This is a genomic window from Singulisphaera sp. GP187 (assembly GCF_900129635.1).
Lineage (GTDB): Bacteria > Planctomycetota > Planctomycetia > Isosphaerales > Isosphaeraceae > Singulisphaera.
On sequence record NZ_FSRB01000002.1, the window covers coordinates 1,940,753 to 1,964,583 of the forward strand.

General features: G+C 62.4%; 19 protein-coding genes. 12 read left to right on the forward strand and 7 right to left on the reverse strand.

All coding sequences use genetic code 11. The features are described from left to right. Nucleotides 1-469 precede the first annotated feature (469 nt). Nucleotides 470-934: a hypothetical protein gene (locus BUS42_RS32065; protein ID WP_074313890.1), complete on the reverse strand. Its 465-nt coding sequence runs from the start codon at nucleotides 932-934 to the stop codon at nucleotides 470-472. A 175-nt stretch (nucleotides 935-1,109) separates the two neighbouring features. Further along, nucleotides 1,110-1,619, reverse strand: a complete 510-nt coding sequence (locus BUS42_RS32070) for a GyrI-like domain-containing protein (protein ID WP_074313892.1) — start codon at nucleotides 1,617-1,619, stop codon at nucleotides 1,110-1,112. Between the two features lie 290 nt (nucleotides 1,620-1,909). Between BUS42_RS32070 and BUS42_RS32075 the strand changes: the two genes are divergently transcribed. Further along, nucleotides 1,910-2,614 (forward strand): DUF72 domain-containing protein, encoded by a 705-nt coding sequence (locus BUS42_RS32075; protein WP_074313894.1) that lies wholly within the window; start codon nucleotides 1,910-1,912, stop codon nucleotides 2,612-2,614. Nucleotides 2,615-3,049: 435 nt separating this feature from the next. On the opposite strand, the gene BUS42_RS32080 is transcribed toward BUS42_RS32075, so the two are convergent. Then, on the reverse strand, nucleotides 3,050-3,301 hold the full coding sequence (locus BUS42_RS32080; RefSeq protein ID WP_074313896.1) for a hypothetical protein: 252 nt from the start codon (nucleotides 3,299-3,301) through the stop codon (nucleotides 3,050-3,052). A 340-nt stretch (nucleotides 3,302-3,641) separates the two neighbouring features. After that, entirely contained in the window at nucleotides 3,642-3,926 is a 285-nt protein-coding gene (locus BUS42_RS32085; RefSeq protein ID WP_074313898.1) for a hypothetical protein, read from the reverse strand. A 354-nt stretch (nucleotides 3,927-4,280) separates the two neighbouring features. Here BUS42_RS32085 and BUS42_RS32090 point away from each other — a divergent pair, with 354 nt between their 5' ends. The 6 genes from BUS42_RS32090 to BUS42_RS32115 all read left to right on the forward strand — a co-directional run bounded on the left by BUS42_RS32090 (nucleotide 4,281) and on the right by BUS42_RS32115 (nucleotide 11,832). Continuing rightward, entirely contained in the window at nucleotides 4,281-6,287 is a 2,007-nt protein-coding gene (locus BUS42_RS32090) for a flagellar basal body P-ring protein FlgI (RefSeq protein WP_074313900.1), read from the forward strand. A gap of 582 nt (nucleotides 6,288-6,869) precedes the next feature. After that, entirely contained in the window at nucleotides 6,870-7,445 is a 576-nt protein-coding gene (locus BUS42_RS32095) for a helix-turn-helix domain-containing protein (protein ID WP_015246121.1), read from the forward strand. A 235-nt stretch (nucleotides 7,446-7,680) separates the two neighbouring features. After that, entirely contained in the window at nucleotides 7,681-9,315 is a 1,635-nt protein-coding gene (locus tag BUS42_RS32100) for an ArnT family glycosyltransferase (protein WP_254053928.1), read from the forward strand. A 78-nt stretch (nucleotides 9,316-9,393) separates the two neighbouring features. After that, on the forward strand, nucleotides 9,394-9,873 hold the full coding sequence (gene moaC / locus BUS42_RS32105; RefSeq protein WP_074313904.1) for a cyclic pyranopterin monophosphate synthase MoaC: 480 nt from the start codon (nucleotides 9,394-9,396) through the stop codon (nucleotides 9,871-9,873). Between the two features lie 133 nt (nucleotides 9,874-10,006). Further along, on the forward strand, nucleotides 10,007-11,011 hold the full coding sequence (locus BUS42_RS32110; protein WP_074313906.1) for a polyprenyl synthetase family protein: 1,005 nt from the start codon (nucleotides 10,007-10,009) through the stop codon (nucleotides 11,009-11,011). A 353-nt stretch (nucleotides 11,012-11,364) separates the two neighbouring features. Continuing rightward, on the forward strand, nucleotides 11,365-11,832 hold the full coding sequence (locus BUS42_RS32115; protein ID WP_074315555.1) for a helix-turn-helix domain-containing protein: 468 nt from the start codon (nucleotides 11,365-11,367) through the stop codon (nucleotides 11,830-11,832). Between the two features lie 350 nt (nucleotides 11,833-12,182). On the opposite strand, the gene BUS42_RS32120 is transcribed toward BUS42_RS32115, so the two are convergent. The 3 genes from BUS42_RS32120 to asnB all read right to left on the reverse strand — a co-directional run bounded on the left by BUS42_RS32120 (nucleotide 12,183) and on the right by asnB (nucleotide 16,342). Next, on the reverse strand, nucleotides 12,183-13,205 hold the full coding sequence (locus BUS42_RS32120; RefSeq protein ID WP_074313908.1) for a 1-acyl-sn-glycerol-3-phosphate acyltransferase: 1,023 nt from the start codon (nucleotides 13,203-13,205) through the stop codon (nucleotides 12,183-12,185). Between the two features lie 121 nt (nucleotides 13,206-13,326). Next, nucleotides 13,327-14,049 (reverse strand): metallophosphoesterase family protein, encoded by a 723-nt coding sequence (locus tag BUS42_RS32125; RefSeq protein WP_074313910.1) that lies wholly within the window; start codon nucleotides 14,047-14,049, stop codon nucleotides 13,327-13,329. Nucleotides 14,050-14,326: 277 nt separating this feature from the next. Further along, entirely contained in the window at nucleotides 14,327-16,342 is a 2,016-nt protein-coding gene (asnB, locus tag BUS42_RS32130) for an asparagine synthase (glutamine-hydrolyzing) (protein ID WP_254053929.1), read from the reverse strand. Between the two features lie 703 nt (nucleotides 16,343-17,045). On the opposite strand from asnB, the gene BUS42_RS32140 reads away from it, so the two are divergent. From BUS42_RS32140 to BUS42_RS32160, 5 genes are all read left to right on the forward strand, one after another. Beyond that, on the forward strand, nucleotides 17,046-18,203 hold the full coding sequence (locus BUS42_RS32140; protein WP_074313915.1) for a hypothetical protein: 1,158 nt from the start codon (nucleotides 17,046-17,048) through the stop codon (nucleotides 18,201-18,203). Between the two features lie 282 nt (nucleotides 18,204-18,485). Next, nucleotides 18,486-20,792: a DUF4159 domain-containing protein gene (locus tag BUS42_RS32145; protein WP_074313917.1), complete on the forward strand. Its 2,307-nt coding sequence runs from the start codon at nucleotides 18,486-18,488 to the stop codon at nucleotides 20,790-20,792. Nucleotides 20,793-21,320: 528 nt separating this feature from the next. Next, a complete protein-coding gene (gene larB, locus BUS42_RS32150) occupies nucleotides 21,321-22,139 on the forward strand; it encodes a nickel pincer cofactor biosynthesis protein LarB (RefSeq protein ID WP_074315560.1) in 819 nt (272 codons plus the stop codon). After that, entirely contained in the window at nucleotides 22,129-22,998 is an 870-nt protein-coding gene (locus BUS42_RS32155; RefSeq protein ID WP_074313920.1) for an NAD(P)H-hydrate dehydratase, read from the forward strand. The genes larB and BUS42_RS32155 overlap by 11 nt, the downstream gene beginning before the upstream one ends. 337 nt (nucleotides 22,999-23,335) lie before the next feature. Continuing rightward, a complete protein-coding gene (locus BUS42_RS32160) occupies nucleotides 23,336-23,731 on the forward strand; it encodes a hypothetical protein (protein WP_254053930.1) in 396 nt (131 codons plus the stop codon). Nucleotides 23,732-23,831: the final 100 nt, after the last annotated feature.

Sequence of the window (23,831 nt, forward strand, 5' to 3'; positions counted from 1 at the left end):
CGAACTGGATCAACCGGTACGGGGGCACCGCGTCGAACTGGGTATTTTACCTATCGCCGTCGCTTTCCGCGTGTGGGGGAGCAACGCGAGTGGGGGAGCAAAGGGCCATGGGGGAGCAAAGGGCCAGGCACTTTATCAAGGAGGGCTGAGAGGTTTAAGGAGGTTGGATGACTGGCTGCTGACGCCGTTGGAGTGCGCAACCCCCCCTGATTTATCCCCTTTGGGTGCCTGGGCACCAACTTCCCCAACTTCCCGCCCAGAACCCCTCTCATGTCCAACCTATGCGCTTGGCCTCCGAACCGGGCTCGGAGGGGCAATCACCGTGGGGTGTTGGTCCTCCTCGTCGAGGGTCGGGCCGGTGCCTCAAGGAGACGATCGACTCGAAAGTGTTTGAAACTCTCTCGACGATTGCCGGGGGTGAGACTCTGCCAGACGGCTGGGACCGATAGGATGTTTTCTTGTACGAGATTCAACGATCCAACATCAATCGGGCCTTGGCCATGACGGCATCTGCCCAAGCAGAATCCTCGGGCCGGACGAGCACCATCTCGAAGCCGTGCCTCTGGGATTCGAGCCAAACCCCCTCAGACTCGTCAACCAACAAGTCGATGCCGAACGCTGGCGGGTACTTGGAGCAGTCTTGGTAGGAGTGACCGCGCCCGGTCACCCTTTTGAAGTGGTGATGTTGATTGATGATGCCTGCGATGCGAACCCCGTAAAGCCGAAAAAGCATCCTGACATAGATAGGACTGCGGAAGGACGTGGTGTAGACCCAGAGCTCCCATCCTTGCTTGATCAAGGACTTCATCAGGGCGATGGTCCCCTCCCGTATTCGCTCGTGGCCAAGGAGTCTTGCCAGATATCCTTGTTTCTCGACTGGGAAGTGGACGACGCCAGGGATCAGAGTGTCGTCGAGATCGAAGGCGAGCTTCATCTTCGCAGTCCTAACCTTGGCGAAAGCCGTGCTTCGGAGCAAGTGGCCAGGCATTGTATTGGGGAGGGCTGAGAGGGTTAGGGGGGCTGGCTCACTGGCTGCAGGCACTGTGGACCATTCAGGCTCCCCGATTTACCCAGGTTGGGTGCCTGACCACCGAGTTCGGCTTTCGAGGCTACTCGTCCGGGAACTCAGGTTCGGAGTGGGGGGAGCCGGCCGACACCCCGTCCACCTTCAGCAAGTAGAAGACATCAGTGCGGATCTTGGCCGGGTCAGTGTTCCATTCGTCGGTCCAATGGCCGTAACTTTCCCAGTGGGGGCCGGCCAGTTCGTAGCCGTGATTCGCGCACCACTGGCGGATTGCCAGATGGGTCTCGTGGAGACGGTTGTAGGGACCGAAGTGCGTCGACGTGGCGACCGTGCCGGCTGGAGTGACCGAGCCAACAACCTCGCCGTGCCCGGCGAAGGGCGTTTCGAGCTCGACGCCCACTTCGAGGTTAATCTGGTCATCCCAGTAGAGCGCGATGTGTCGGCCTGCACCGGTGATCTGCTGCGTGCGGACGACACTCCACACCAAGCCGCAAGCGTCTGGGATGACCTTGGCGAGTTCCTTCGAACTCGCCCGCCGGCGCACGACGGCCAGAGGATGACTGCCGACTTGTTCGAGCCGTACTTCATATTCCATGCGAATCACCTGGGTTGGCGTTGGCACACTTTGGATTCTGCGGTCTCGCGGTCCGAGCAAGCTTTGTGAAAAAGAATGCTTATGCCTCGAGTTCGGGTGGAACTCGCGGAAAAGAGCCTGATAACGGCCCCGAAGTCTCGGAGAGACTTGGCGGATCGTTTTGCTGAATCTCCCCGATATTCCCATTGAAGTGCCGAGCTAATATCCTGCTTATCCTGCTTCGAATGGTTGCTCCTACACAAGAGCCCGCATCCATCCGCGGGCTCAGCTTTTTGACGAGAGAACGACAAATGGGCCTCTACGTCGGCACCAGTGGCTACTCCTACAAGCCATGGAAGGGCACATTCTATCCCAAAGACCTACCGGTTCAGCAGATGCTCCGTTTTTACGGTGAGCGCTTTCGGACGGTCGAGATCAACAGCACGTTCTATGGCATGCCCAAAGTTTCGACCGTGGAAGGATGGGCTGACGCGGTTCCCGCCGATTTCAAATTCGTACTCAAGGCGCCGAGGCAGATTACACATGTTCGGAAGCTCAACGACGTAGGCGAATTGATGTCGCATTTGCTCGAAGTCGCCGGAGCATTGGCGGAGCACCAGGGGCCGTTGCTCTTCCAGTTGCCGTCGACATCGAAAAAGGATGTGACCCGCCTGCGGGCGTTTCTTGCGTTGCTACCGTTGCAACTCCGCACGGCGTTTGAGTTCCGCCATCCCTCGTGGTTCGACGACGAGGTCTTCGGACTGCTACGCGATCATCGCGCAACGCTCTGCATCGCCGACGCCGATGACAAGCTTGACGTTCCGTTTATGGCCACCACGGATTGGGGCTATCTGCGGTTACGGCGCGCCGATTATGGCGATGCGGAACTCATGGAATGGGTGAAGCGGGTGCAGGAACAAAACTGGGAGCATGCGTTCGTGTACTTCAAGCACGAGGACGAAGGCAAGGGGCCAAGGATGGCGAACCGATTTAGGGAGTTGGCCGAGTCCGCGTAAGCTTCACTCCACGAGTGCTCGGACTCGAGACACGGGTTCCAACCTCAACGCTGGGACAATCAGCCATGCCCTTCAATTGGGATGTCTGAGAGATTCGGCAAGGATGGGTGCCCCGTCGCATGACTTGACGACTTGCCTAAGTCACCCGCGTTGCACTTCTGAGGTGCCTGGCCTCCGAATTGTCTCCCGAATTGTCTCGACTTGTCTACGGATCGAGCCGTTCCTGACCCGCGCAAAGCGGGACCACTTCTTGACGTTGGAGACGGCGTCGCCCACAACGGCGATCGGCTGGCGTGGGAAGCCCCGATCGGCTCGATCGGCCGCGATCTCGTGGGAGACCGCGAGTCGCGCCAGTTCGGCCGTCGTCAGAGAGGAGCTCGTTCTGGTTGAATCGCGATCAAGCCACGATCGGATCCGGACGGACGGACGGATCAGTCAGTCGGGATCGTCGTGGCCGGAGAGTGCGACCGGATCCGCCAGGGTTTGCGCGAGTTCGTCTGCGACCGTGGAAAGATTGGCCGCGATTTCTTGACCGTGGAGATGAATCGGTGAGGACGAGGGGATCGCGAGTCGCTTCAGGGCCTCGTCTTTGTTGAGTTGGAGCACGCGACAGAATTCGATGATCTGCCTCTCGTCGTCGTTCAGTTCCTGAGCGATCTCCTGAGGAGGGGACGGGTTGGTCGACATGAACCACCTCGAAAGACTCGTGACGCAACGAGCCGGATCGACATGATCCGTCACTCGACGCCGATCAGGTGAATGAGTCCAACCGGATTGGGGCCAACTGCCCCGGCGGCGGTGCCTCCACCCAAACCTTAGGGGAGGGCGTGGCCATTCACCCTAAGCTCTGGTGATGCGATTTTCGTGCCGGGATTTTCCGAGGGGTGGGGAATTTTTCAGGAGGGAGCGAGGGGAACAGGACAACGATCGGCCACCTGGTTCCCCTCCATTTTTTTCGTCTCAGATCCGTTGCGGAACCGGAGTCAGGGGCGTCGCGGGTGCGCGAACCCGTCGGCACCCGTGTGCATCATGGGGACGGAACCGGAGTGAGTTGGCGGACACCTGGTCCCGGTCGCGCCTGGGAAGCCGGCGCGTCGACGCGGCGCCGAAGGTTTTCCAGCCAGAGACTGAGGTCGTTCGAGGCCATCGGCCCCATCAAGCCCTGAAGCTGAAGGATCCGCTTGGAGAGTTCGCGAGTCTCTTGGGGATTGGTCAGGGGATCGTGCAGGGTCTCGTAGGCGCGGGTGGCGAGGTTTCGAATCTCTTCGGCCAGCAGGTGGGGGTCACGAGCAATCGTGGGGACAGCGTTCATCGGGCAAACTCGAAGGCTTCGGCCCGCGTTCGTTTGGAGACTTCTCCAGAGCCGGGCCGACTCGTCTTCGATTCTACCATGCGGGCAAGTCCCACCCCCACCCCATCTCGAACCCGAGCCTAATGAATTCATTAGGCTCAAGGTTTGGGTCGATGGCGTTTCCGGTTGTTGCTCCACTAATTCTTTTTCAGGGCGCTCGATTCGGACTTGACCCAAATTCCAGAAGACAATAAAGTCCGACCGCCGTTAGCCTCACAAGGATGTGGCGTGAGCGGCAGCATGATTTGGTCATGGCTTGGTTCTCGAGCCGTGGCCGGGGGTTCTCCCCGATTGATGGGCAAGGAGGCTGGCCGAATGTGGCGAAATCAGGCAAGGCGCAAGAGGACCTGCTTGGCCCTCGGGGCGATCGCGGCCGTGGTCCTGGTTGGGGCCGGCTCGCCGTTCAAGAAGCAAGAGAAGCCACCCAAGGTCGAGGAGACGGTCACCAACCTCGCCTCGATCTTTGCCTCCTCCCACAATAGCATGCGGCTGGAGGGGGTCGGTCTCGTGGTGGGACTCGACAATACAGGGTCGGAACCGCCTCCCTCGTGGTATCGCGAGCGGCTGGTGGATGAGATGCGCAAGGCCGGGATCGAGAACTCGGAGAAGCTGCTCGCCAATCCGAGCCTCTCGATCGTGATCGCGCGACTGTCGATCCCGACCGGAACCTCGAAGCACGACCACCTCGACGTGGAGCTCGAGCTGCCTCCCGCGTGCGGGACGACGAGTCTTGCAGGGGGATACCTGGTCGAGTGCCGGCTCAAAGAGGTGGCGATCGCCGGCGGAACCCCCAAGGAAGGGCAGGAACTCGCCATCGCCAAGGGACCCGTCATGATCGGGACCGACGACAAGCCCGATGATCCCAAGGTGGGTCGCGTGCTGGGCGGGGCGATGGTCAAGAAAGATTCGCCGTTTCGACTCGAGCTCAAGGAAAACCGCAAGAGCTTCAAGAGCGCGCAGTTGCTCCAGAATGTCGTCAACCATCGGTTCCACCAGACCGAAGGGGTCAAGCATAACGGGATGGCGACGGCCAAGACCGATAGCTTTCTCGAGCTGCGGGTCCCCAACGTCTACAAGCATAACCAGATCCGCTACTTCCGCGTGGTCAAGCTGTTGCCCCTCGTCGATAGTCCACAGCTCTCTCAGGCGAGAATGGCAATCTGGGGCGAGGAGTTGCTCGATCCGACCAAGGCCGGGATCGCGGCGCTCCGGCTCGAAGGCCTCGGGGTCACGGCCATCGAGACCCTCAAGCGGGGGCTGGCCAGCCCCAACGAGCAAGTCAAGTTCTTCGCCGCCGAGGCACTCGCGTACCTGAACGACGCATCGGGGGCCGATGTCCTGGGCGATCACGCAATCAAGAATGCGGAGTTTCGCCCGTTCGCGCTTGCGGCCCTGGCGGCGACCGACCAGCCGGCGTCGCGGATGAAGCTGGTCAAGCTCATGGAGACCCCCGAGATCCCCGTCCGCTACGGTGCCTTCAATGCACTCCGGACCCTGGACGCGAGTGACCCGTTCCTGGGCCGCGTCAAGGTGCTCGAGGAGCCCAAGGACGAATCCGACGACTCCGAGACGATGTCGATGGCGATCGCCCGCACCTCGAGTGCTCAGCGAGTCCACCGGCCCGATCCGTTCGCGCTCTACGTCGTGGATACGGACGGTCCCCCGTTGGTCCACCTCTCCCGGACCAAACGTTGCGAGGTCGTTGTGTTCGGGCGCGGGCAAAGGCTGCTCACCCCCATTGTGCTGGGCAACGGCCCCCTCCTTCTGAACGCCGCCGACGGCGACCACGCGCTTCAGATCAGCAAGATCGGGTCGGGGCGGGTGGGCGACGAGGATTCCAAGGTTCATGCCAGCCTGGACATCGACGACGTCATTCGCCAGACGGCCGGCCTCGGCGCCAAGTATCCCGACATCGTGACGATCCTTCAGGCGGCGGCCCGCCAGAAAAACTTGCCCGGTCCCCTGGTCGTCGATGCCGTCCCCGTAACGACCACCGAGTACCAGCAGGCGGCAATCCTTGGCAAGGACACGACCAAGAAGGACGACGAGGTCAGCAAGACCAGCGCCGAGGTCCCCCGCCGACGGTTCTTCGGACTCTTCGGCCGAGAGCCCAAGAAGGACAAGGAGAAGGACCAGGACGAGACCACGAAGGACAAAGACAAGGAGAGCGACAAGGCGGCCGTGAAGCCCGACGCCAAGCCCGACGCGTCCAAGGGGGACGAACCCAAGGCCGACACGCCCAAGACGGACGAGGCGATCAACAAGTCAGGCCTGGAGACCAGCGAGAAGCGCGGATTCTTCGATCGCCTCCGCCGTCGCTGAAATGGGTAGTCTAGCGAAGCTTTTGCCCCGAAATCCTTGCCGCACCCACCAAAAAATCCGCCCAAAGATCCCATCTTCTTCAGTCTCGAGATTCCTCGCAGATTGACTTTTCGCCAGGACTTGTTCGTTTAGTCGAGCTAGTCCTGGTCCATTCTAAAGTCACACGCCGTTTTGCTCGAAAAATAGTCTTGACGGTCAGGTTCGCTACGGCAAGGAGGCGAGTGATTACCTCTTTGGTGGCCCTAGACCGGGCAACCCTTCGCGATCAGCGAGGAGTGTCTCGGATCCTGTCGATGAGGCTTGGGTTGCCGACCTGGGCTTTGCTTGCGATCTAAACGGTCGTTCACGACGTATTTTGAATATCGTGGATGACCGTTTCGGTAGCGAGTTTGACAGGGTACGGGAGCGGGGTCGGAGCGTTCATTACGATCGCCGTCTTTCGCGGCCGGTTCGTCCGCTCACGCGGGTTGGACCGACACCGCCTAGCCGGGACTGTCACCGCGCCGACATTGGGTCAATCCGGAGGGGTGAGGCAACCTCCGAGGTCTCGCACCGAAAATTGGGCGAGTGGAGTCCTCGACGATGAAGAAAGTGTTTACAACCGGTCAGGTCGCGAAGATTTGCAAAGTCGCGCCTCGTACCGTTAGCAAGTGGTTCGATTCGGGCCGCTTGCGTGGATATCGAATTCCCGGCTCGCAAGACCGTCGAATCCCTCGCGAGCATCTGCTTCGGTTCCTCAAGGAGCATGGAATGCCCTTGGGAGATCTCGAAGCCGAGGTCTACCATAAGATCCTGGTCGTGGGCGCCGATGCCCCGATGCTAGGAAGCCTTCGTGAGCAGCTTCGTGAAGGGGACGACTTCCGGATCGAGACGGCGGCATCGGGCTTCGAGGCCGGCATCCGTGCCGAAAGCTTCCACCCCGACTGCATCGTCATCGACCTGGCCGTGGGTCGGATCGAAGCGGGGCAGATTGCTCAGAACCTGCGTAAGAGCCCGGATCACATCTCGACGATTCTCGTCGCTCTGACCAGCGATGAGCCCAGCGAGGAACTGTACTCGCTCGGCTTCAACGACGCCTTCAAGAAACCGTTCGATGGTGCTCTGCTCGCCGAGCGAGTGCGTCGTCTGATTTCCCAGAAGAAGGCCGACGAGCCTTGAATCGCCCCCCCGTCCCGTCTGCTTGATCGATGATCGAGCCCGAGGTTCGTCCCGGCGTTGCGCCGGGCGAACCTCGGGCTCGATTTTTTTTTGCGCCCTGCCCACGATCAAAGGGCGACTGTCGGGTCGCTCCATTCCCGCTCATCGTTCATAATATGGCCGGCACGCGGCTCGCACGGGGCCGTCCTGATTTGCTTACGGCTACTTTCCAAAGATCGATGGCGAACCTTCACCGGTGATATCCGAACCCGCTCGCCCGGCAGAATTTTGGAGCATCAGCCGCCTTGCCCTGATCGCGGCGGTAGGGGCCGGGCTTGCCGTCGTGCTCACTCTGGGCGGCCCCGGGATTACGATTGATGAACCGCTCGACGTGCGACCCGGGCGAAACTATCTCGCGACCCTGCAAGCGAAGGGCTGGCGGTTCTTTGCGCCTGAGGTGGTCGAGGCCGTGTTCCGCGACAACGCCGAGCACCCACCGCTCGGGCGTTGGCTGCTCGGGCTTGCCTCGACGCTGGGTGCGCCGCTGGAGATGGTGATGATGGGAGGACCCGACCCGGTCGGGCTCTATCTCCATGCCGGCCGGCTTGCCCCCGCGCTCGCGTTCGCGGTGCTGATCGGTCTGGTCGTGCACGCAGCGGGGCGTCGCCAGGGTCGGGTCGCCGGGTTGGCGGCCGGCTTCGCCCTGTTGGTGATGCCCCGCGTGTTCGCCCACGCACATCTGGGGGCGCTTGACACGTTCATTTGCCTGTTCTGGGTCGACGCGTTGCTGCGGGCCGAGCGGAGTCTGGAGCATCGTCGAGCCCCGCTGGCGATGGCAGGGGCCGGGCTCGCCTTCGGGTTAGCGCTTTTGACCAAGATTCACGCGTGGTTCCTGCCGCCGATCTTGCTCGTCTGGGCGTTGGCCCGAGTCAAGCTCACCCGGGCGCTGGGCTTGCTGGCGATCTGGGGGGGGACCGGCCTCGCCTTGTTCGTCCTGGGGTGGCCCTGGCTTTGGTATCAGTCGTTCGACCGGCTCCGGGCGTATTGGGGAACGGGCGTTGAACGCGCGTCGCTCCGCGTCCTCTACTTCGGCCAGGTCTACCTCGATCGGGACGTCCCTTGGCACTATCCCTGGTTCTACTTCGCGGTCACGGTGCCGATCGGTCTCCATGCGCTCGGGCTCCTCGGCCTGGTCCATGGGTGGCGGCAGCGCCGGATCGATCCCTTCCCCCTCCTCCTGGCCGGCTCGATCGCCTTTTTCCTCGTTTTGTTCAGCACCCGAATCCCGGTCTATGATGGCGAACGTCTCTTCTTGCTCGTCTTTCCCCTCTGGGCGCTCCTGATCGGACGAGGCTTTGCCGTCGCCTGGCATTACTCTGCCGTTCATCAGGCTTGGCTTCGTGCTCTCCTCGGCCTGTTCCTGCTGGCCCAAGGGTTCGGGGTGATGACGACGCACCCATTCGGCCTGAGTTACTATAACGCCCTGGTGGGCGGACTCCCGGGCGCCGAGCGGCTCGGGCTGGAGCTGACGTACTGGAACGACGCCGTCGACTCTGTTCTGCTCGACCATCTAGTGCGGGTGGCCGAGCCTGAGGCCTCGGCCGCGCTCGCTCCCACGCTCTATCCCGGCCAGGGGATCGCGAGCACCACTCGCGCCATGGGCCAGCGACCGGTCCTCCTCAGAGACGAGGACGCCGCGCTGCGGGCCGAATGGGTGGTCGTCTCCCGGCGAACCGCCTACTGGCGTCCTGAGCTCCAATCGCGGCTCCGTGAAGGCCGCTCGGTCTTCTCAAGGACCCGACAAGGGGTTTGGCTCTCCTCGCTCTGGCACCTTCCCCCCCCTGCCCCGACTCCCCGCGCCGAGCGCTCTCCCTCGCGATCGCGGCCTTGATTCGGGATTGTCCCTAGCCATCTGAGGGACGATTTGTAAAATACGTTCAGAACGAATTGAAACAAAGGAGCCGCTGGCATGTCCGGACTGACCCATTTCGACGACTCGGGAGCGAGTCGGATGGTGGATGTCTCGGAGAAAGAGGTGACCCTACGCCTGGCACGGGCGAGCGGCCTGGTCCGAATGCGGCCCGAGACGCTCCGCCTGGTTCTCGACCGCGGGATGGCCAAAGGGGATGTCCTCGAAGTCGCCCGGCTTGCCGGAATCATGGCGGCGAAGCGAACCGGAGACCTGATCCCGCTTTGCCATCCACTCGGCCTGGATAGCCTGCAACTCGAGTTCACCGCGATCGATCCGACGACCCTTCGCATTGAAGCCGTGGCCAAAGTCCGCGCACGAACGGGGGTCGAGATGGAAGCGCTGACCGCGGTGAGCGTCGCGGCCCTCACGGTCTATGACATGTGCAAGGCCGTCGATCGTGAGATGGTGATCGACTCGGTTCGCCTCGAAGAGAAGTCTGGCGGTCGTCGCGGCCATTTTCGTCGCGAAACAACCTGAGTTCGGTTAAAGGCAGCGAGGCGGGTTCGGTTCTGAGGGAGAGTTCGAGCGTGGATCGGACCTCAAAGAGCCGGTGAATCTTCCTTGCGTTCGCTTGAGATGAAACGGTCGTTGAGTTATTGGGAGCCGCGGGATGTCGTCGCAATCACTGATGAAGCCTGAGGAAGCGAACGGGAAACTAGCGGCTGTCTATGCGCCGATCGTCGACCAGTTGGCCGAGTCCGAGCGAATTTTCGAGGCCGAACTCGGCAGCCGATTCCCGTTCGTGCAACAACTCGTCGATCACTGTGCGGACTACCGTGGCAAGCGGCTTCGACCGGCCCTGGTCCTGCTCTCGGCGCGCGCGTCCGGCGCGCTCAACGCGTCCCACCCGGTGCTCGCGGCCGTGGTCGAGATGATCCATACCGCCACCTTGGTTCATGACGACATCCTCGACGAGGCCCTGGTGCGGCGGCACGCGACCACGGTCAACGCCGAGTGGGGCAACGAACCAGCCGTGCTCCTGGGTGACTACCTCTTCACCCACGCGTTCCACCTCGCCGCTTCGCTCGACTCGACGCTGGCCTGCCGTTGGATCGGCCATGCCACCAACCTGGTCTGCGAAGGGGAGATGCAGCAGGTTCACCATCGGGGGAATCTCGACCTCGACGAAGACGCATACTTTTCGATCATCCAGGGGAAGACGGCCGAGTTGACCGCGGTCTCCTGCCGGCTTGGAGCGCACTACGCCGGAGCTCCCAGCGCCGTGATCGAGGCTATGGAAAATTACGGTCGCGACCTGGGAATTGCCTTTCAGATTGCCGACGACGTCCTCGATCTCTGGGGCGAAGAACGGAATACCGGCAAGAGCCTGGGCACCGATCTCAAGAAGCAGAAACTGACCTTGCCCCTCATCCGCTTCCTCGCCACCGCCCCTCCCGCCTCAGCCGCTTCCGTCCGGCGACTCCTCGCCGAGGCCGAACCCGATCGCCGGCGTCTCAGGGATTATCTTGATTCTTCGGACGCCTTGGAGTATTCCTGGAATCGGGCGAAAGCACACGCCGAGCGTGCCCACTCGGCCCTCGAATGCCTGTCCGAATCGAATGCGAAGTCGGTGCTCCGAAGCCTGACCCATTACGTCGTTCGCCGCAGTTCGTGACCGAAAACCGGAGCGCCTCACCGTTCGGCGTTCCCCACGCCCTGATCGATTGACATTTCGACACTTGATGCGCCACGCCGCATCCGTGTCGTCATCTTGACCCATCCAACGACTGCCTCTGACTGAGTCCGCCGCTCCTGATCGGGCCTCGTTTGCACGTGCAACGCGACACGGAAAACGTGCGTTTATTACGCGCCGTGTCCGCAGTTTGCAAGATTATTGCGAACAATGGGATATTGTTTGCTAATTCAGGAGAGGGCTGTTTTCGGGATCGGGAAATGTGGTAGAGTTAGGTTTGGGGCATCCAAACGCTCCTCTTTCACGAGATGTTGGCACATCAAGGACGTTCGATCATGGATGCCGACAAGGCCTCGCCGCTTCAGAAGAAACTTCTCGGCCAGATGGTTCGCCGGGGCCTGAATGGCCAGAAGCTGGCGAAAATCTCCAAGGTCAGCGACTCGGAAATCTCGCGAATTCTTGCCGGAAAATCGCGACCCGGGTTGGAGAATGCTTTCCGGCTTGCGAAGGCGGTGGGTGTCTCACTTGATTATCTGGCCGACGACACCCTGGAAAACGACCCTGCCATCACGACTGATCCCCTCTCTCCCGAGGAACGGGAGATCCTTGATCTTGCGCATGCAATCGGCTGTTCGCGGACGACCCGGATCCTGGAAAACATCCGAATCGTCGGCTATGAAGCGGCAATGCGACGCTTGCTCGATGCCAAGCCGCAGAGCGACGCGGAGGAACCGAGCCGACCGACGGTTTCCGCCTCTTCCCCGGCCCCTCCCGCCAGTTCATTGATGTCCAATCGCGTCTAAAACGTGCCAGCCATCGCCCGGATTCCAAGCAAACGCGTCCTCACAACCTCGATCCCAGGTGGTCCGGGTTGTGAGGCAACCTTCGCCCTCCCTTGATTTCTCCTCGATTCGGGAGATCGTTCTCGGCTTGTTCCCAACGCTGCAGCAGAGGCCGAAACCCGTGGCTGCTGGAACCGGCTTGCGCGGTCCGGTCCCGGACGGCCGGTTCGTTGGAAGATCCGCATCCTGCTCTCGATCCCAAACGCGAAGCTCCAAGCGTTCACCGTTGTCGCTTCCAGATTGAAGAGCTTGTGCATCCCCGATGGAAATCGGTGGGATTCTTGAACCGAGGTCCACTCAGACCCAAGCTCTCAAAACCGTGTCGATGCCTGTGACGCCGTTGCGCTGAGATAAACGAAGCCGTCGTGGTCGAAACGGGCCTGCAAGCCCGTTTCGAGCCATTCTTGGCGGCCGGCGATCCGGGTCTGCAATCGTCCTTCCCGTTCCGGCGGAAGGGGGGACCCGTGGGCTCCGACAACTCGGAGGGCGATTCCCGGAAGGGGAAGGCCCACTGAGCCTGGTTTGTGGCCGATCTGGTGAATCGGACCCAGGTGGACGTCGGCCGTCGAGCCCGTCAAGGGGCCGAGTTCAGGATGGGTGAGCTGGGGGAGCGACGGGTCGAGGGTCTCGAGGGGACGTGGGCGATTGTCGCGCTGTTCGACCGCGAGAACGCCTGCGACGAGGACGGCTTGCCTGACGGTGAACCGGGTGATCGGTGGTGGGATCGGCGCGTCGAAGACCACGTTGACGGTTCGCCGCCTCGGCGAGGACCGCGCAGCAAAGAATCGGCCCCCCGCGAAGCTGAAGCGACTGCCCCAGAGGTTGTCCAGAAACACGGGGATGACCGGCACGGGGTCGCGTCCCTTGAGGATCACCTCGAGGCCGCGATAAAAGGGCCCGAGCAATCCCGTCCGGGTGATCTGGGCCTCGGGGAACAAGCCGACCGCGTCACCCTGGTCGAGCGTCTCTTGCGCGGCTCGGATCGCGGTTCGCACCGTGTGGCCCCCGGAAAACGGGACCGGGATCAAACCGGCTCGACGGCCGAGGATGCCGAGGACCGGCTGTCGGAGAAAGTCGGCGTTGACGAGGATCCGACCACGCCTCGGGCAGCTTGCCGCCAGGATAAAGCCGTCGACCCAGCTCACGTGGTTCGCCACGAAAAGGACCGGCCCCGTTCGGGGAACGTGGTGCAGACCGCGAATCTTCAAGCGGTAATGGGGGAAAAGCAGCAGTCGGAAGAGAGGTTGAACGATCCAGGGTAAGAACGCGAAGAAGGTGAGAACGCTGAACGCGAGGGCCGTGACTGCGATCAACAGCCAATCACGCGTTGACATGAAGCGGCTCCGAGTGAGAAGCAAGGCAGACGCCGCGCCTCGCCAGAGCGCCACGAGGCGAGCGGGAGGGCCGGGCCGGTCCGGTGCCCGAACAGCAGGAGCCTCCGGTTTGCCGGCCGGTTCATTCCGGAGTCTCGAGGGGCATCGACGCGTCGGGCAGGCGGCCGGTGCGGAGCGAATGGCTCATGAGTTGCTTCGCTCGCTCAGGCAAGGACGTGGCTTCAATCCGCGAGATCGTCTCTTCGATCGGGTAGTCGACCCGCTTGAGTTCCACCTTGTTGTCGTCGATCACGGCGTAGGCCGCCCTTGGATCGCCGTCGCGAGGCTGGCCGACGCTCCCTGGATTGAGCACGACGGTGCCGTCAACCGACAAGTTAAATTGCATGTGAGAATGACCGACGCACACGATGTCGGCCTCGACATTGTGAACGCGTTTGGCCCAGAGCAGCCGGTCTTTCATCAGATACTCGTCGAGCGGGTCGCGCGGAGTGGCGTGGACCAGGTAGAATCGCCGACCGCCGAGCGTGAACCGTTGAGTGAGGGGGAGTTGTAGCAAGTAGCGCCGTTCGTCGGACCCGAGGGCATCCCAGACGTGCGGTCGTGAGACCCGGGTGAGGTAGCGATACCCCGTCTCGCCACTGACCGCGATCCCCTGGGCCACGCCATGATCGTGGTTGCCCCGGATGGCATAGCGCGCGTGCTCCATGGCCCAGCGGACGCAGCGGGCGGGGTCGGGGCCATAGTCGACGAGATCACCCAGGCAGAGACAGACGTCGTGCGGTTCGTTGATCGCCGCCAGCGCGGACCAGTTGGCATGGATATCGGAGACGACGAGGATTCGCATCAGGGGCGATTCCGGCAAGGTGCCAAGGGGGATGATCCAACTTTTGCGACGACCCAAGGACGCTGAGCGTTGGAATCGAATGGGGTCCAGTCGATACGAGATGGCAAATGCCGAACCAGGATGGCAATGACTTCGCGAACGTCAAAGGGTCAGGTCGCCGCTCGGAGCGTTTGGGGAGTCCCTTGGTTCATCGATCGCCCACTCCCGAGACTGCGAGACCGGGAGTCGAAGAGGCACAGGGTACGCGATCCCGTGGACGGGATCAATCGCGGAACGCTCAAGACCCGTGCCAGCGATCGTACCAGAGTTGAAACATCAACAAGGTCCAGAGTGGCTTCCGGTGGTCACGGACGCCCGCCGCGTGTTCGCCGATCCGCCGTTCCACCTCGTTGGGATCGAACAACCCCTGCCGTTCCAACCGCTTGCGGTCGAGCAACGAGCCGAGCAGTCCGGCCAGAGGACCGCGAAGCCAGTGCGCCACCGGGATCCCGAAACCCTTCTTGGGGCGGTCGAGGATGGTCGCGGGGAGCCGGCCGGCCGCGGCCGTTTTCAAGAGTCGCTTGGTCTGATTGCGACCATACTTAAAGCGGGGAGGGAGCGACTGCATCGAGTCGACCAGGAGCGCGTCGAGAAAGGGAGCGCGGACTTCCAGGCCACAAGCCATGCTCGCTCGATCGACCTTGGCGAGGATATCGTCGGGGAGGTAGGTGTCCTGGTAAAGCGCCAGGGAGCGAGTGAGCGGGTCGGCCCTGGGGACGAGTCCGCTGGCACGGAGCAGATGTTCCGCCTCGACGTCGAGCGTCTCGTCCGCGATCAGTAACCGCTTGATCTCCGCTCCGGAGAACGAACCGAGCCAGCGTTGATGGGCGAGCGGGGCCGATTCGCCGGCTCCCCGGAGGAACTGCTTGAGTCGAAAGTCGAGGCTGATGTTGCCGTGATTGACCGGCAACCTGCCGACGGCGGCACCGGCCAAGGCCCGCGCGGCGCGAGGGAGCCGGCGGAACAGGTTCGCGGCGCGTTCGGCCACGAACGTGGGATAGCCCGCCAGCAGCTCATCGGCGCCATCGCCACCCAGGGCCACGGTCACTTCGCTGCGAGCGAATCGGCTCAACAGGTGCGTGGGCAAGATCGAGGCGTCGCCAAACGGCTCGTCGAGCCAACCCGCGACGTCGGGCAAGAGTTCCTGCACGGCCTCGACGGAGAACGTCCGCTCGTGATGATCGGTGCCGAGGTGGCGGGCGACCAGGCGGGCATGGGCACTCTCGTCAAAGCTCGGGTCGGCGAATCCGATCGAGAACGTGTGAATCCCCCGCGCCGGCTCCAACTCGGCGAGAGCCGCCGCGACGCTCGAGGAGTCGATGCCGCCCGAGAGGAACACGCCGAGTGGTACATCCGAGCGGCGGTGACGGGCGACCGCGGCTCGAAAGTCGGTCCAGAACTGCTCCGCGGCCACGTCGAACGGCGGACACTCATGCTCCTCGCGCGAGTCCGGAGCCGTCCAGTACCGCGTGATTCGCGCTTCGCCCCCTTCCCAGACCAGGACGTGCGCGGGCGGCAACTTCCGCAGGCCCGCCCAGATCGAGTAGGGAGCAGGGATATATTCATAAAAAAGATAGCGAGCGAGTCCGGGCAGGTCGAGGCGACGCGCGATCTCGGGATGTTCCAGGATCGCCTTGGCTTCGGAGCCGAACACCAGACCGCCGGAGGACGTCTGGGCATAGAGCAATGGTTTTTGCCCCATCCGATCGCGGGCCAGGACCAGGCGGTTCCGCTTCTTGTCCCAGAGGGCGAGGGCAAACATCCCGTTCAAGAAACGGGCGAAATCGGCTCCATGCTCTTCGTAGAGATGGACCAGGCATTCCGTGTCCGATTGGCTCCGGAAGGTGTGTCCCTGCGCGAGCAGTGACTTCCGGAGCTCGGGCTCGTTGTAGATCTCGCCGTTGTACGTGATCCAGATCGTTTCGTCTTCGTTGGCCATCGGCTGGGCGCCACCGGCCAGGTCGATGATCGAGAGCCGGCGATGCCCCAACGCCGCGGGGCCGTCGATCCGATACCCCTCGCCATCGGGGCCCCGATGCGCCAGCGTTGTCGTCATCCTCGCCAGCACGGCGGGATCCACAGGACCATTCTCACGGTTCACGAAACCGGCGATGCCGCACATGATCGAAGCGAACGTCTCCAAACCCACAAACGAAATGGCCCTGAGCTCATCCAGCCTACACCAGCCACGGGCGGGCGCACAGTCCGGCTCAAGCTCCAGGGTTGCTGCGTTGCCGCGAGCGTTCGACGTCACCGCAACACCCTTCGATCGTCACTCGTTCGGGCAAGGCTGCCTACTCGATCAGCGTAAACTGCCGCGAATCGCGACCGCGACGCTCCGCGAGTCGACATGATCCAGAGGAAAAATCACATTCGTCCGAACGATCACGTCATTGTTCCTAACTGATTGGCATGCAAGAAGAAACCTGCAGAACGAAAAAGGCGAATTCTCCCCGCTCCCGGACAAATCGGACCTCGTTTTTCCGCTCTGGTCTCTGACTTGCATTCCCTGGTGTGCAGCCCATGCGGGCTTGGACTCACGGTTTCCGCAGGTGAACGCCATGAGGAGAATGATCACGGTGGACCGCCCCCAGAACCCATCCTGCCCGACTTGCTCGACCGAGCTCGGTTCGTCCCTCCCCTGTTGGCGAGCGTCAAGCTGATGACCTGACGTCCTCCGCCGATCCAAGGGCCTGGTCCCCTCAGCCCTTGATCCAACCCCTCGGTCGACGAGATTCCGGAACGACTGGGCGACGTGGATTCGTCGTTCCTCACGCCAGTTGTTCGCTCGTTCAACCTTGAACTTTCTCACTCCTTCCTTGGAAACGTCCCGCGTTCAACTCTGAATCTTAATGAATTCGTTGACAATTGAGCCGTTGGATCGCGATTCCCCCGGCGCCTTGTTGCAGTGCAGGCCGTGGCGGAACGATCCGACGAAATTTGTTGGGAGCTGAGCAATGATTTTTTCACTGAATGGCCTGCTTCGCGGCTTCATCTACCTGACGATCGTCTCGAGCATCACCGCGATTGGGATCAGCCGTCTCGCTCCCCAAGAGTCGCATTTCCGGATCTTGAAGCCGTCGATGATTGTGCCTGTGAATGGATATCACTTCCGTAGCTATGATCGAATTCCTCGAGTCCTTGATCCCATGACTGGCCTCCTTTCCGACGTCACGTTGGAGGGTGTGGATTCCTTCGACAGCGCGACCTGTTCCCCCTGGGAGAACGATCGGGGGCAGTCGTACGTCGTCGGACGCTGGCTCGGTCGGTCGAAGGCCGATGATGGCATTTGCCAGGGCTGTGGCTTGGGCCGGTTCAAGTTTCCCGGCGGCAAGACGCTCGAGCGCGTCAAGCTTGATGTGATGCCGGTCAGTCGTCCTTGTTTCTTTCCCGATGATCCCTCACGCGTGATTTTCGCGGCGGGAGACGGTCAGCTCTATCGTTATCAGTTTGAAAAAGAGTCGGACACCTCCGAATCGCCGGGAGAGGGAACCCGCCTGAGTCCTCTGGTCTGGAAGGTTGCCACGGCCGGCGAAATGCCGGTCTCGATCAACGACCCGATCTGGCCGACCGATCCTCGGCTCAAGAGTCGGCTGATCGCCTCACTCACCTTCATCGTCAAGGACACGAACGGTAAGTCGAGGATGCGTACTCGGCTGGGATGGCTCCAACTGAACCCCGCGGGGACGGAGATCGTCCGGGCGGGCCGACTGATCGGTCAACCGGACACAATGACGCCTGGCGCCGGCACCACCCCGAGACCCGACGAGTCGCTCCCAGCCGTCTATTCCGCCGGATCTGGGGGGGGGCTCACCCTGGCCTACATGACCCACGAGGAGCATGAAAACGGTTGGGGTTTGCACGTGGCTCCCCTCGAGATTGAATTCGAGACCGGGATTCCGATCGTGGATGAGCTTCGGTGTCAGACGGTCGCGGACAAGCAGTCGCATGCGATCCCGATTTTCTCCGCCGACGGCCGTACCCTCTTCTCGGTGCTCAACACCGATCCCAAGCCCGAAACGCTGGTACGGATTCCCGTCCCCAACCTGGAGCGTGCCCCCGCTGCGGTCTTGGCACGCCTTGTCTTACGCAAGGGCCGGGTCGCGTGGAACTGACGAGGGAATTCGGGCGGCGAGCCGATCGCGCCGCCCGTTTCTCGGCGGAAGCGGCAACGGCCCGACTACCGACCTCGCTCTTCTGGCTCGCGGTTCACCTCCCTTGCCGCCACGCGTCGACCCGAGTTCTCGCTGAGAACCTCGCGGTCGAATTCGGTTCGTGGCGGGAAAACGCCACTCCCTGCCGGATCCCGCCTTGCCGCCTTGCCGGTGGGCGCGTCATGCTAAAATGGGGGTGAGCGTTCCTCGATCCCCGCAGCTCGGCCAGGGAGGTTTCCGACCATGTCGCGAATCGGGCGATTCCTCGCGATCGTATTGGGCATTGTCGGCTATGCGGGACCGCTCCTGACCTCCCCCGCGCAAGCGGCGGTCACTCGCGAGGAGGTCGAGCGCGCCATTCGCGAAGGGGTTCGCTTCCTCAAGCAAGAGCAACGCGGCGATGGGTCGTGGAGCGACGTCGACAATGACGCGCACACCGGCTCGACCAGCCTGGTGACCTTGGCGCTGCTGACGGCCGGAGAGCCGACCAACTCGCTGACGATCCGCCGAGCGCTCGGGTACTTGCGCAACTTCGGCCCTGACGAGTTGAAGAGCACCTATGCCGTGGCCCTTCAGACCATGGTCTTCGCGGCGGCCGAGCCCGAGCGCGACCAGTTGAAGCTCGTCGCCAACGTCGAGTGGCTGACGCGAGCCCAGATCCGGCCGGCCGATCGCGTCAACTGGCCCGGGTCCTGGACCTACTCGGTGATCAAGAATCGCCATGGCGACAACTCGAATTCCCAATACGCCTTACTAGGCCTCCACGCGGCGAATGAGGTCGGGATCCCGGTCCGCCCCGACGTCTGGACCCTGGCGCGAAGCTATTGGGAGAATTGTCAGCACCGCGACGGCGGCTGGGCTTACACGCCCGACGCGAGTTCTCCCGCATCCGGGAGTATGACCAGCGCGGGGATTTCGAGCCTGATCATCACCGGCTTGAAGCGCTACCAGGGGCAGGAGACCCTCGTCGGCGACGAGATTCACAACTGCGGCAAAGGAGGGGTGAACGTCGACCTGGTGCGCGGCCTCGATTGGATGGCCAACCACTTTCGGGTCGGCGAAAACTTCGGGCACGGTCAGCAATGGCGCTACTATTACCTTTACGGGATGGAACGCGCCGGTCGACTGACGGGCCGGCGGTTCTTCGGCGAGCACGACTGGTATCGCGAGGGGGCTGAAAAGCTGGTCCACGATCAGGATCCGCTCCGCGGCTTCTGGCGGGGCGCGATCTTCGAGCAGGACCCGGTGGTCGCGACCAGCTTCTCCCTCCTGTTTCTGGCGAAGGGGCGGTCGCCCGTCCTGATCAACAAGTTGCGGCATGGACCCAAGTCCGACTGGGACAACGACCCTGACGATATCCGCAACCTGGTGGGGGTCGTGTCACGGGACTGGAAACCCCTACTCGGCGGCCAGCTCTTGACCTGGCAGATCGTCGATCCGAACGTGTCGACCGTCGAAGACCTGATGCAAGCGCCCATTGCTTACTTCAATGGTCATAAGGCCCCCGAATTCACCGAGGAAGGGGAGAAAAATCTCCGCAGTTTCGTCGAGCAGGGAGGGTTCATCTTCGCCGAGGCGTGCTGCAGCTCGAAAGAGTTCGACAGTGGATTTCGTGAGTTGATGAAGAGAATCTTTCCTGAGGAAGAGTACAAGCTTGATACCTTGTCCGAGGAACACGCGGTCTGGCGTGCCCGCCACCTGTTGAGCCCGGACGTTCACCCGCTCTGGGGGATCGAGCACGGCTGCCGAACGGTCGTGATTTACTCCCCCGAGGATCTGTCCTGCTACTGGAACCAGGCGGAGAATAGCCCGGCCAACCCGGCCGTGATCAAGGCGTTGCGGGTGGGCCAGAACGTGGTTGACTATGCGACTGGCCGGGAGTTGCCGGCCGATAAGTTGGCGGTCCGCGAGGTGAAGGATTTCAAGCCCGATAGTCCCCGGCGGGGGGCGTTGCATATCGCCAAGTTGGTTCATGCGGGCGACTGGAACGTCGCCCCCTTGGCGATCCCCAACTTGACCACCTCGTTGCGACAGAAGTCGGGTCTCGACGTGGTCATCAACCACAAAGAGCTCTTTCCCAACGATCCGAACATCGTCCATTTCCCGCTCATCTACCTCCACGGCCGCGCGGCGTTCACCTACTCCAAAGAGGACACCGACGCCATTCGCCGGCACCTTACGCCGGGCGGCGGGACACTGTTCGCCGATGCCGCGTGCGGCAGTTCGTCGTTCGACACGTCGTTTCGCAAGTTCGTCGCGACCTTGCTCCCCAACACACCCCTCGTCGCCATCCCTCGAGACGACGAGATCTACTCGAAGAAGGTCGGCTACGACCTGGCCGACGTCCACTTCACCAAGGCGGCCGGTGGCGGCGTCGACTACCCGCAGCTCGAAGGGATCAAGATCGACGGCCACTGGGCGGTCATCTACTCGAAGTATGACCTCGGCTGCGCCCTCGAGCGGCATCAGGGCCTGGATTGCAAGGGGTATAGTTATGAGAGCGCCTTGCGGATCGCCACGAACATCGTGCTCTATTCGACGCTGCCCTGAATTCCTGAAAAACTCAGAATGGGTGAATCCGTTTTGTAGGGTGGGCACGGCCCACCAGGTTTTGCCCCGAGGGTGAACGGCCACCTACTCACGCCATCCCGCGGGTCATTGCCCTGGTGAGCCACTCTCGCCTTGGAGAGCAGGCTTCGCTTTAGACTTGCCCTCCAAGTAAAGCCCGAAGCTGATGGGCCGTGCCCACCCTCCAAGAGGGCAACCGTTCGAATTCGCGGCGAGCGGCTTGATGGCAACCGTTCGAATTCCAGGTTCCCGCCTACCGCAATGCAGGCTGACGCCACGGTCCCGCAGGGGCAGGTCAGCGGTGGAAGTGACTCGTTCACGGTCGAGCGAGACCTCATCGTTCTTACCGCTCCGGTCCGAATCCGAGGGGGAGCGACTGGGTCGATCGGTCCTCCCGGCGGAGGAGAACCGAGGAGCGTCGATTGCGGATCGGGGCGAGCCTGGTTACAAGTAGAGGTCGAGGCGGGAACCCCGACCATCGGGCCGCACGCGAAATCGTGGAACGAACTTATGGACTCACACGAGCTCAGATCGCTGCTGGAAAGCGTGCGGAAAGGCGAGGTTTCGCCGACGGACGCCGTGCAAAAGATCCGCACGGTCCCGTTTGAGGACGCGGGAGGCTACGCGTCGGTTGACCTGCACCGCGGCATTCGCTGCGGGTTTCCCGAAGTCATTTTCGGGCAAGGTAAGACCGCGGAGCAAATTGAGGGCATACTGAAGGTTCTGCTCAAGCACGAACAAGGGGGGCTGGTCACCCGGATCGAGCCGGAGACGGCGGCCCACCTGAAATCGGTCTTCCCCCATGGGGAACATCATTCGCTGGGGCGAACGTTCCGGATTCGAGGGCCGATCGACCCGGGCCCAGCCTTGGGTAAGGTCGCGATCGTGACCGCGGGTACGAGCGACCTGCCCGTGGGCGAGGAAGCCAGAGTGACGGCTGAAGCCTGGAATTGCGAGGTCACGCTTCTGGCCGATGTCGGCGTGGCGGGGCTTCACCGGCTCCTGCACAAGCTCGACACTCTGGGGGGAGTGGACGTCGTCGTGGTCGTCGCGGGAATGGAAGGGGCCTTGCCGAGCGTTGTCGGCGGATTGGTCGATTGCCCGGTGATCGCCGTGCCCACCAGTGTGGGGTACGGGGCCAGTTTCGGCGGACTGGCGGCCTTGCTTGGGATGTTGAATAGTTGCGCATCTAATGTTGTTGCAGTGAACATCGACGCCGGCTTCAAGGGGGGCCACGTCGCGGGTCTCATCGCCCGGCGGGCTGGGCAAGCGCGAAGCTCAGCCCAGACACAGATTCCATCACGCGGAGGTTCCGTCCATGACGCTTGAGCGGGTCGACACTCTTCCTATTCTTCCGAAACGTTCGGCCGACGGACACAAGGGGCTTTACGGCTCGGTACTCGTCGTAGCGGGCGGGCGCGGAATGGCCGGCGCAGCCGGTTTGGCCGGCGTCGCGGCCCTTCGATCGGGGGCGGGCCTGGTTCGGGTCGCCAGCGCGGCCGAAGTTCAGCCGACCGTCGCGAGCTTCGAGCCCAGCTACATGACCTACCCCTTGGAGAACGATGAAGAGGGGCTGATTCGCTTTGAACCCGCGAAGAAGGCGCTCGGAACGCTGCTCGAACGATCCACGGTCCTTGCCATCGGGCCCGGACTCGGGCAGTCGGCAGGGATCCGCAACCTCGTGCGCTGGGTCCTGGAATCGGTCAGCCTCCCGACGGTCATCGACGCCGATGCGCTCAATGCCCTGGCCGGTCAGACCGACGCCTTGGCCGACCTCAAGCGACCCACGGTGATCACCCCCCACCCCGGCGAATTCGCCCGGCTGACGGGGCGGACCGTCGCCGAGATCCAGGCCGATCGCGAGACTCATGCCGTGGCGCTCGCTCAGGCTGACAACCTGGTCGTCGTCCTCAAGGGGGCGAAAACGATCGTCACCGATGGGGCACGGATCTACGTTAACTCGACCGGGAACCCGGCGATGGCGACCGGTGGCACGGGCGACGTGCTCACGGGCGTGATCGCCGGTCTGATCGGCCAGAAGCTCCCCGCGTTCGAGGCGGCGCAGCTCGGGGTCTACATTCACGGCTTGGCCGGCGACCTGGCCCGCGACCAGAACGGCGAGATCGGCACGATCGCCGGGGATATCGTCGACGTCCTCGCCGATGCGTTTTATCATCTGACCGCGTGAACGAAGAATAATCGCTCGATCGCGCCGAATAACCCTTCCAATGGGGACCGTTGAGTCGATCTCCACCCCCCCCTTGAAGCCACGATTTCCGGATTGCTCGAGCGCTTGCTCTGTGCGATCTGGAAGTCGTGGCGTATACTTGAGTTTAACCACACGGGTGGGGGATGGTGCGGAGACAACCCGACCGTCGGTCGATGCCGTCCCGAAACGAGTGAAGGAGGTTGGGGTGTCTTCACGCGAGAACCCATCGTCGCCGCCCTGGACATACCGGATGGAAGTCTCTCCGACGGGACAGGGTCCCGCGCCGGCCGCCGCCAACTACAATGACCCGGTCGCGTTGCTCCACTTCTTGGTGAATCTGCAAAATCAGACGCTCGAGATTCAACGCCAGATCCTCGAAAACCAGCGACAACAACTCGAACTCTCCCGGGAGGCCGCCCAGGTCAACCGCGAGCAACGAGCGCGCCAAATCGCCGAGCTCGAACGCTGGCAGACGGGGCACGAGCCGGTGCTCGAGCACTGCCGAGAATCGCTTGGCAATCTTGAAAAAGTGCACGCAGCGCTTATGGGAGAGCTGGCCAACTACGTCTCCGACCATCATGAAAATCTCCTCGACGGCGATTTTGCGCTGACCGACTTTGTCGATCGCTTCGGGCCTCGTCTCGCGCATCTCAACACCATGTTGGCTGTGCTGCGGCCCCTCGCCGCCGCTGTGAGAAAGCCTGAGGGCTGAACGCGGAACGCGGGTCTCTGATTCGCTCTCCCGCTTTCAACCGAGATTCGCCCCTTCTTATCAATTCTTGAAAACGTTTCGTCGGGTGGGCCTGGCCCAC

What these genes read in the sequence shown, in the direction of transcription:
- BUS42_RS32065 (WP_074313890.1), bottom strand. Translation starts at nt 934, where the DNA reads ATGAAGCTCGCCTTCGATCTCGACGACACTCTGATCCCTGGCGTCGTC.
- BUS42_RS32070 (WP_074313892.1), bottom strand. Translation starts at nt 1,619, where the DNA reads ATGGAATATGAAGTACGGCTCGAACAAGTCGGCAGTCATCCTCTGGCC.
- BUS42_RS32075 (WP_074313894.1), top strand. Translation starts at nt 1,910, where the DNA reads ATGGGCCTCTACGTCGGCACCAGTGGCTACTCCTACAAGCCATGGAAG.
- BUS42_RS32080 (WP_074313896.1), bottom strand. Translation starts at nt 3,301, where the DNA reads ATGTCGACCAACCCGTCCCCTCCTCAGGAGATCGCTCAGGAACTGAAC.
- BUS42_RS32085 (WP_074313898.1), bottom strand. Translation starts at nt 3,926, where the DNA reads ATGAACGCTGTCCCCACGATTGCTCGTGACCCCCACCTGCTGGCCGAA.
- BUS42_RS32090 (WP_074313900.1), top strand. Translation starts at nt 4,281, where the DNA reads ATGTGGCGAAATCAGGCAAGGCGCAAGAGGACCTGCTTGGCCCTCGGG.
- BUS42_RS32095 (WP_015246121.1), top strand. Translation starts at nt 6,870, where the DNA reads ATGAAGAAAGTGTTTACAACCGGTCAGGTCGCGAAGATTTGCAAAGTC.
- moaC (WP_074313904.1), top strand. Translation starts at nt 9,394, where the DNA reads ATGTCCGGACTGACCCATTTCGACGACTCGGGAGCGAGTCGGATGGTG.
- BUS42_RS32110 (WP_074313906.1), top strand. Translation starts at nt 10,007, where the DNA reads ATGTCGTCGCAATCACTGATGAAGCCTGAGGAAGCGAACGGGAAACTA.
- BUS42_RS32115 (WP_074315555.1), top strand. Translation starts at nt 11,365, where the DNA reads ATGGATGCCGACAAGGCCTCGCCGCTTCAGAAGAAACTTCTCGGCCAG.
- BUS42_RS32120 (WP_074313908.1), bottom strand. Translation starts at nt 13,205, where the DNA reads ATGTCAACGCGTGATTGGCTGTTGATCGCAGTCACGGCCCTCGCGTTC.
- BUS42_RS32125 (WP_074313910.1), bottom strand. Translation starts at nt 14,049, where the DNA reads ATGCGAATCCTCGTCGTCTCCGATATCCATGCCAACTGGTCCGCGCTG.
- BUS42_RS32140 (WP_074313915.1), top strand. Translation starts at nt 17,046, where the DNA reads ATGATTTTTTCACTGAATGGCCTGCTTCGCGGCTTCATCTACCTGACG.
- BUS42_RS32145 (WP_074313917.1), top strand. Translation starts at nt 18,486, where the DNA reads ATGTCGCGAATCGGGCGATTCCTCGCGATCGTATTGGGCATTGTCGGC.
- larB (WP_074315560.1), top strand. Translation starts at nt 21,321, where the DNA reads ATGGACTCACACGAGCTCAGATCGCTGCTGGAAAGCGTGCGGAAAGGC.
- BUS42_RS32155 (WP_074313920.1), top strand. Translation starts at nt 22,129, where the DNA reads ATGACGCTTGAGCGGGTCGACACTCTTCCTATTCTTCCGAAACGTTCG.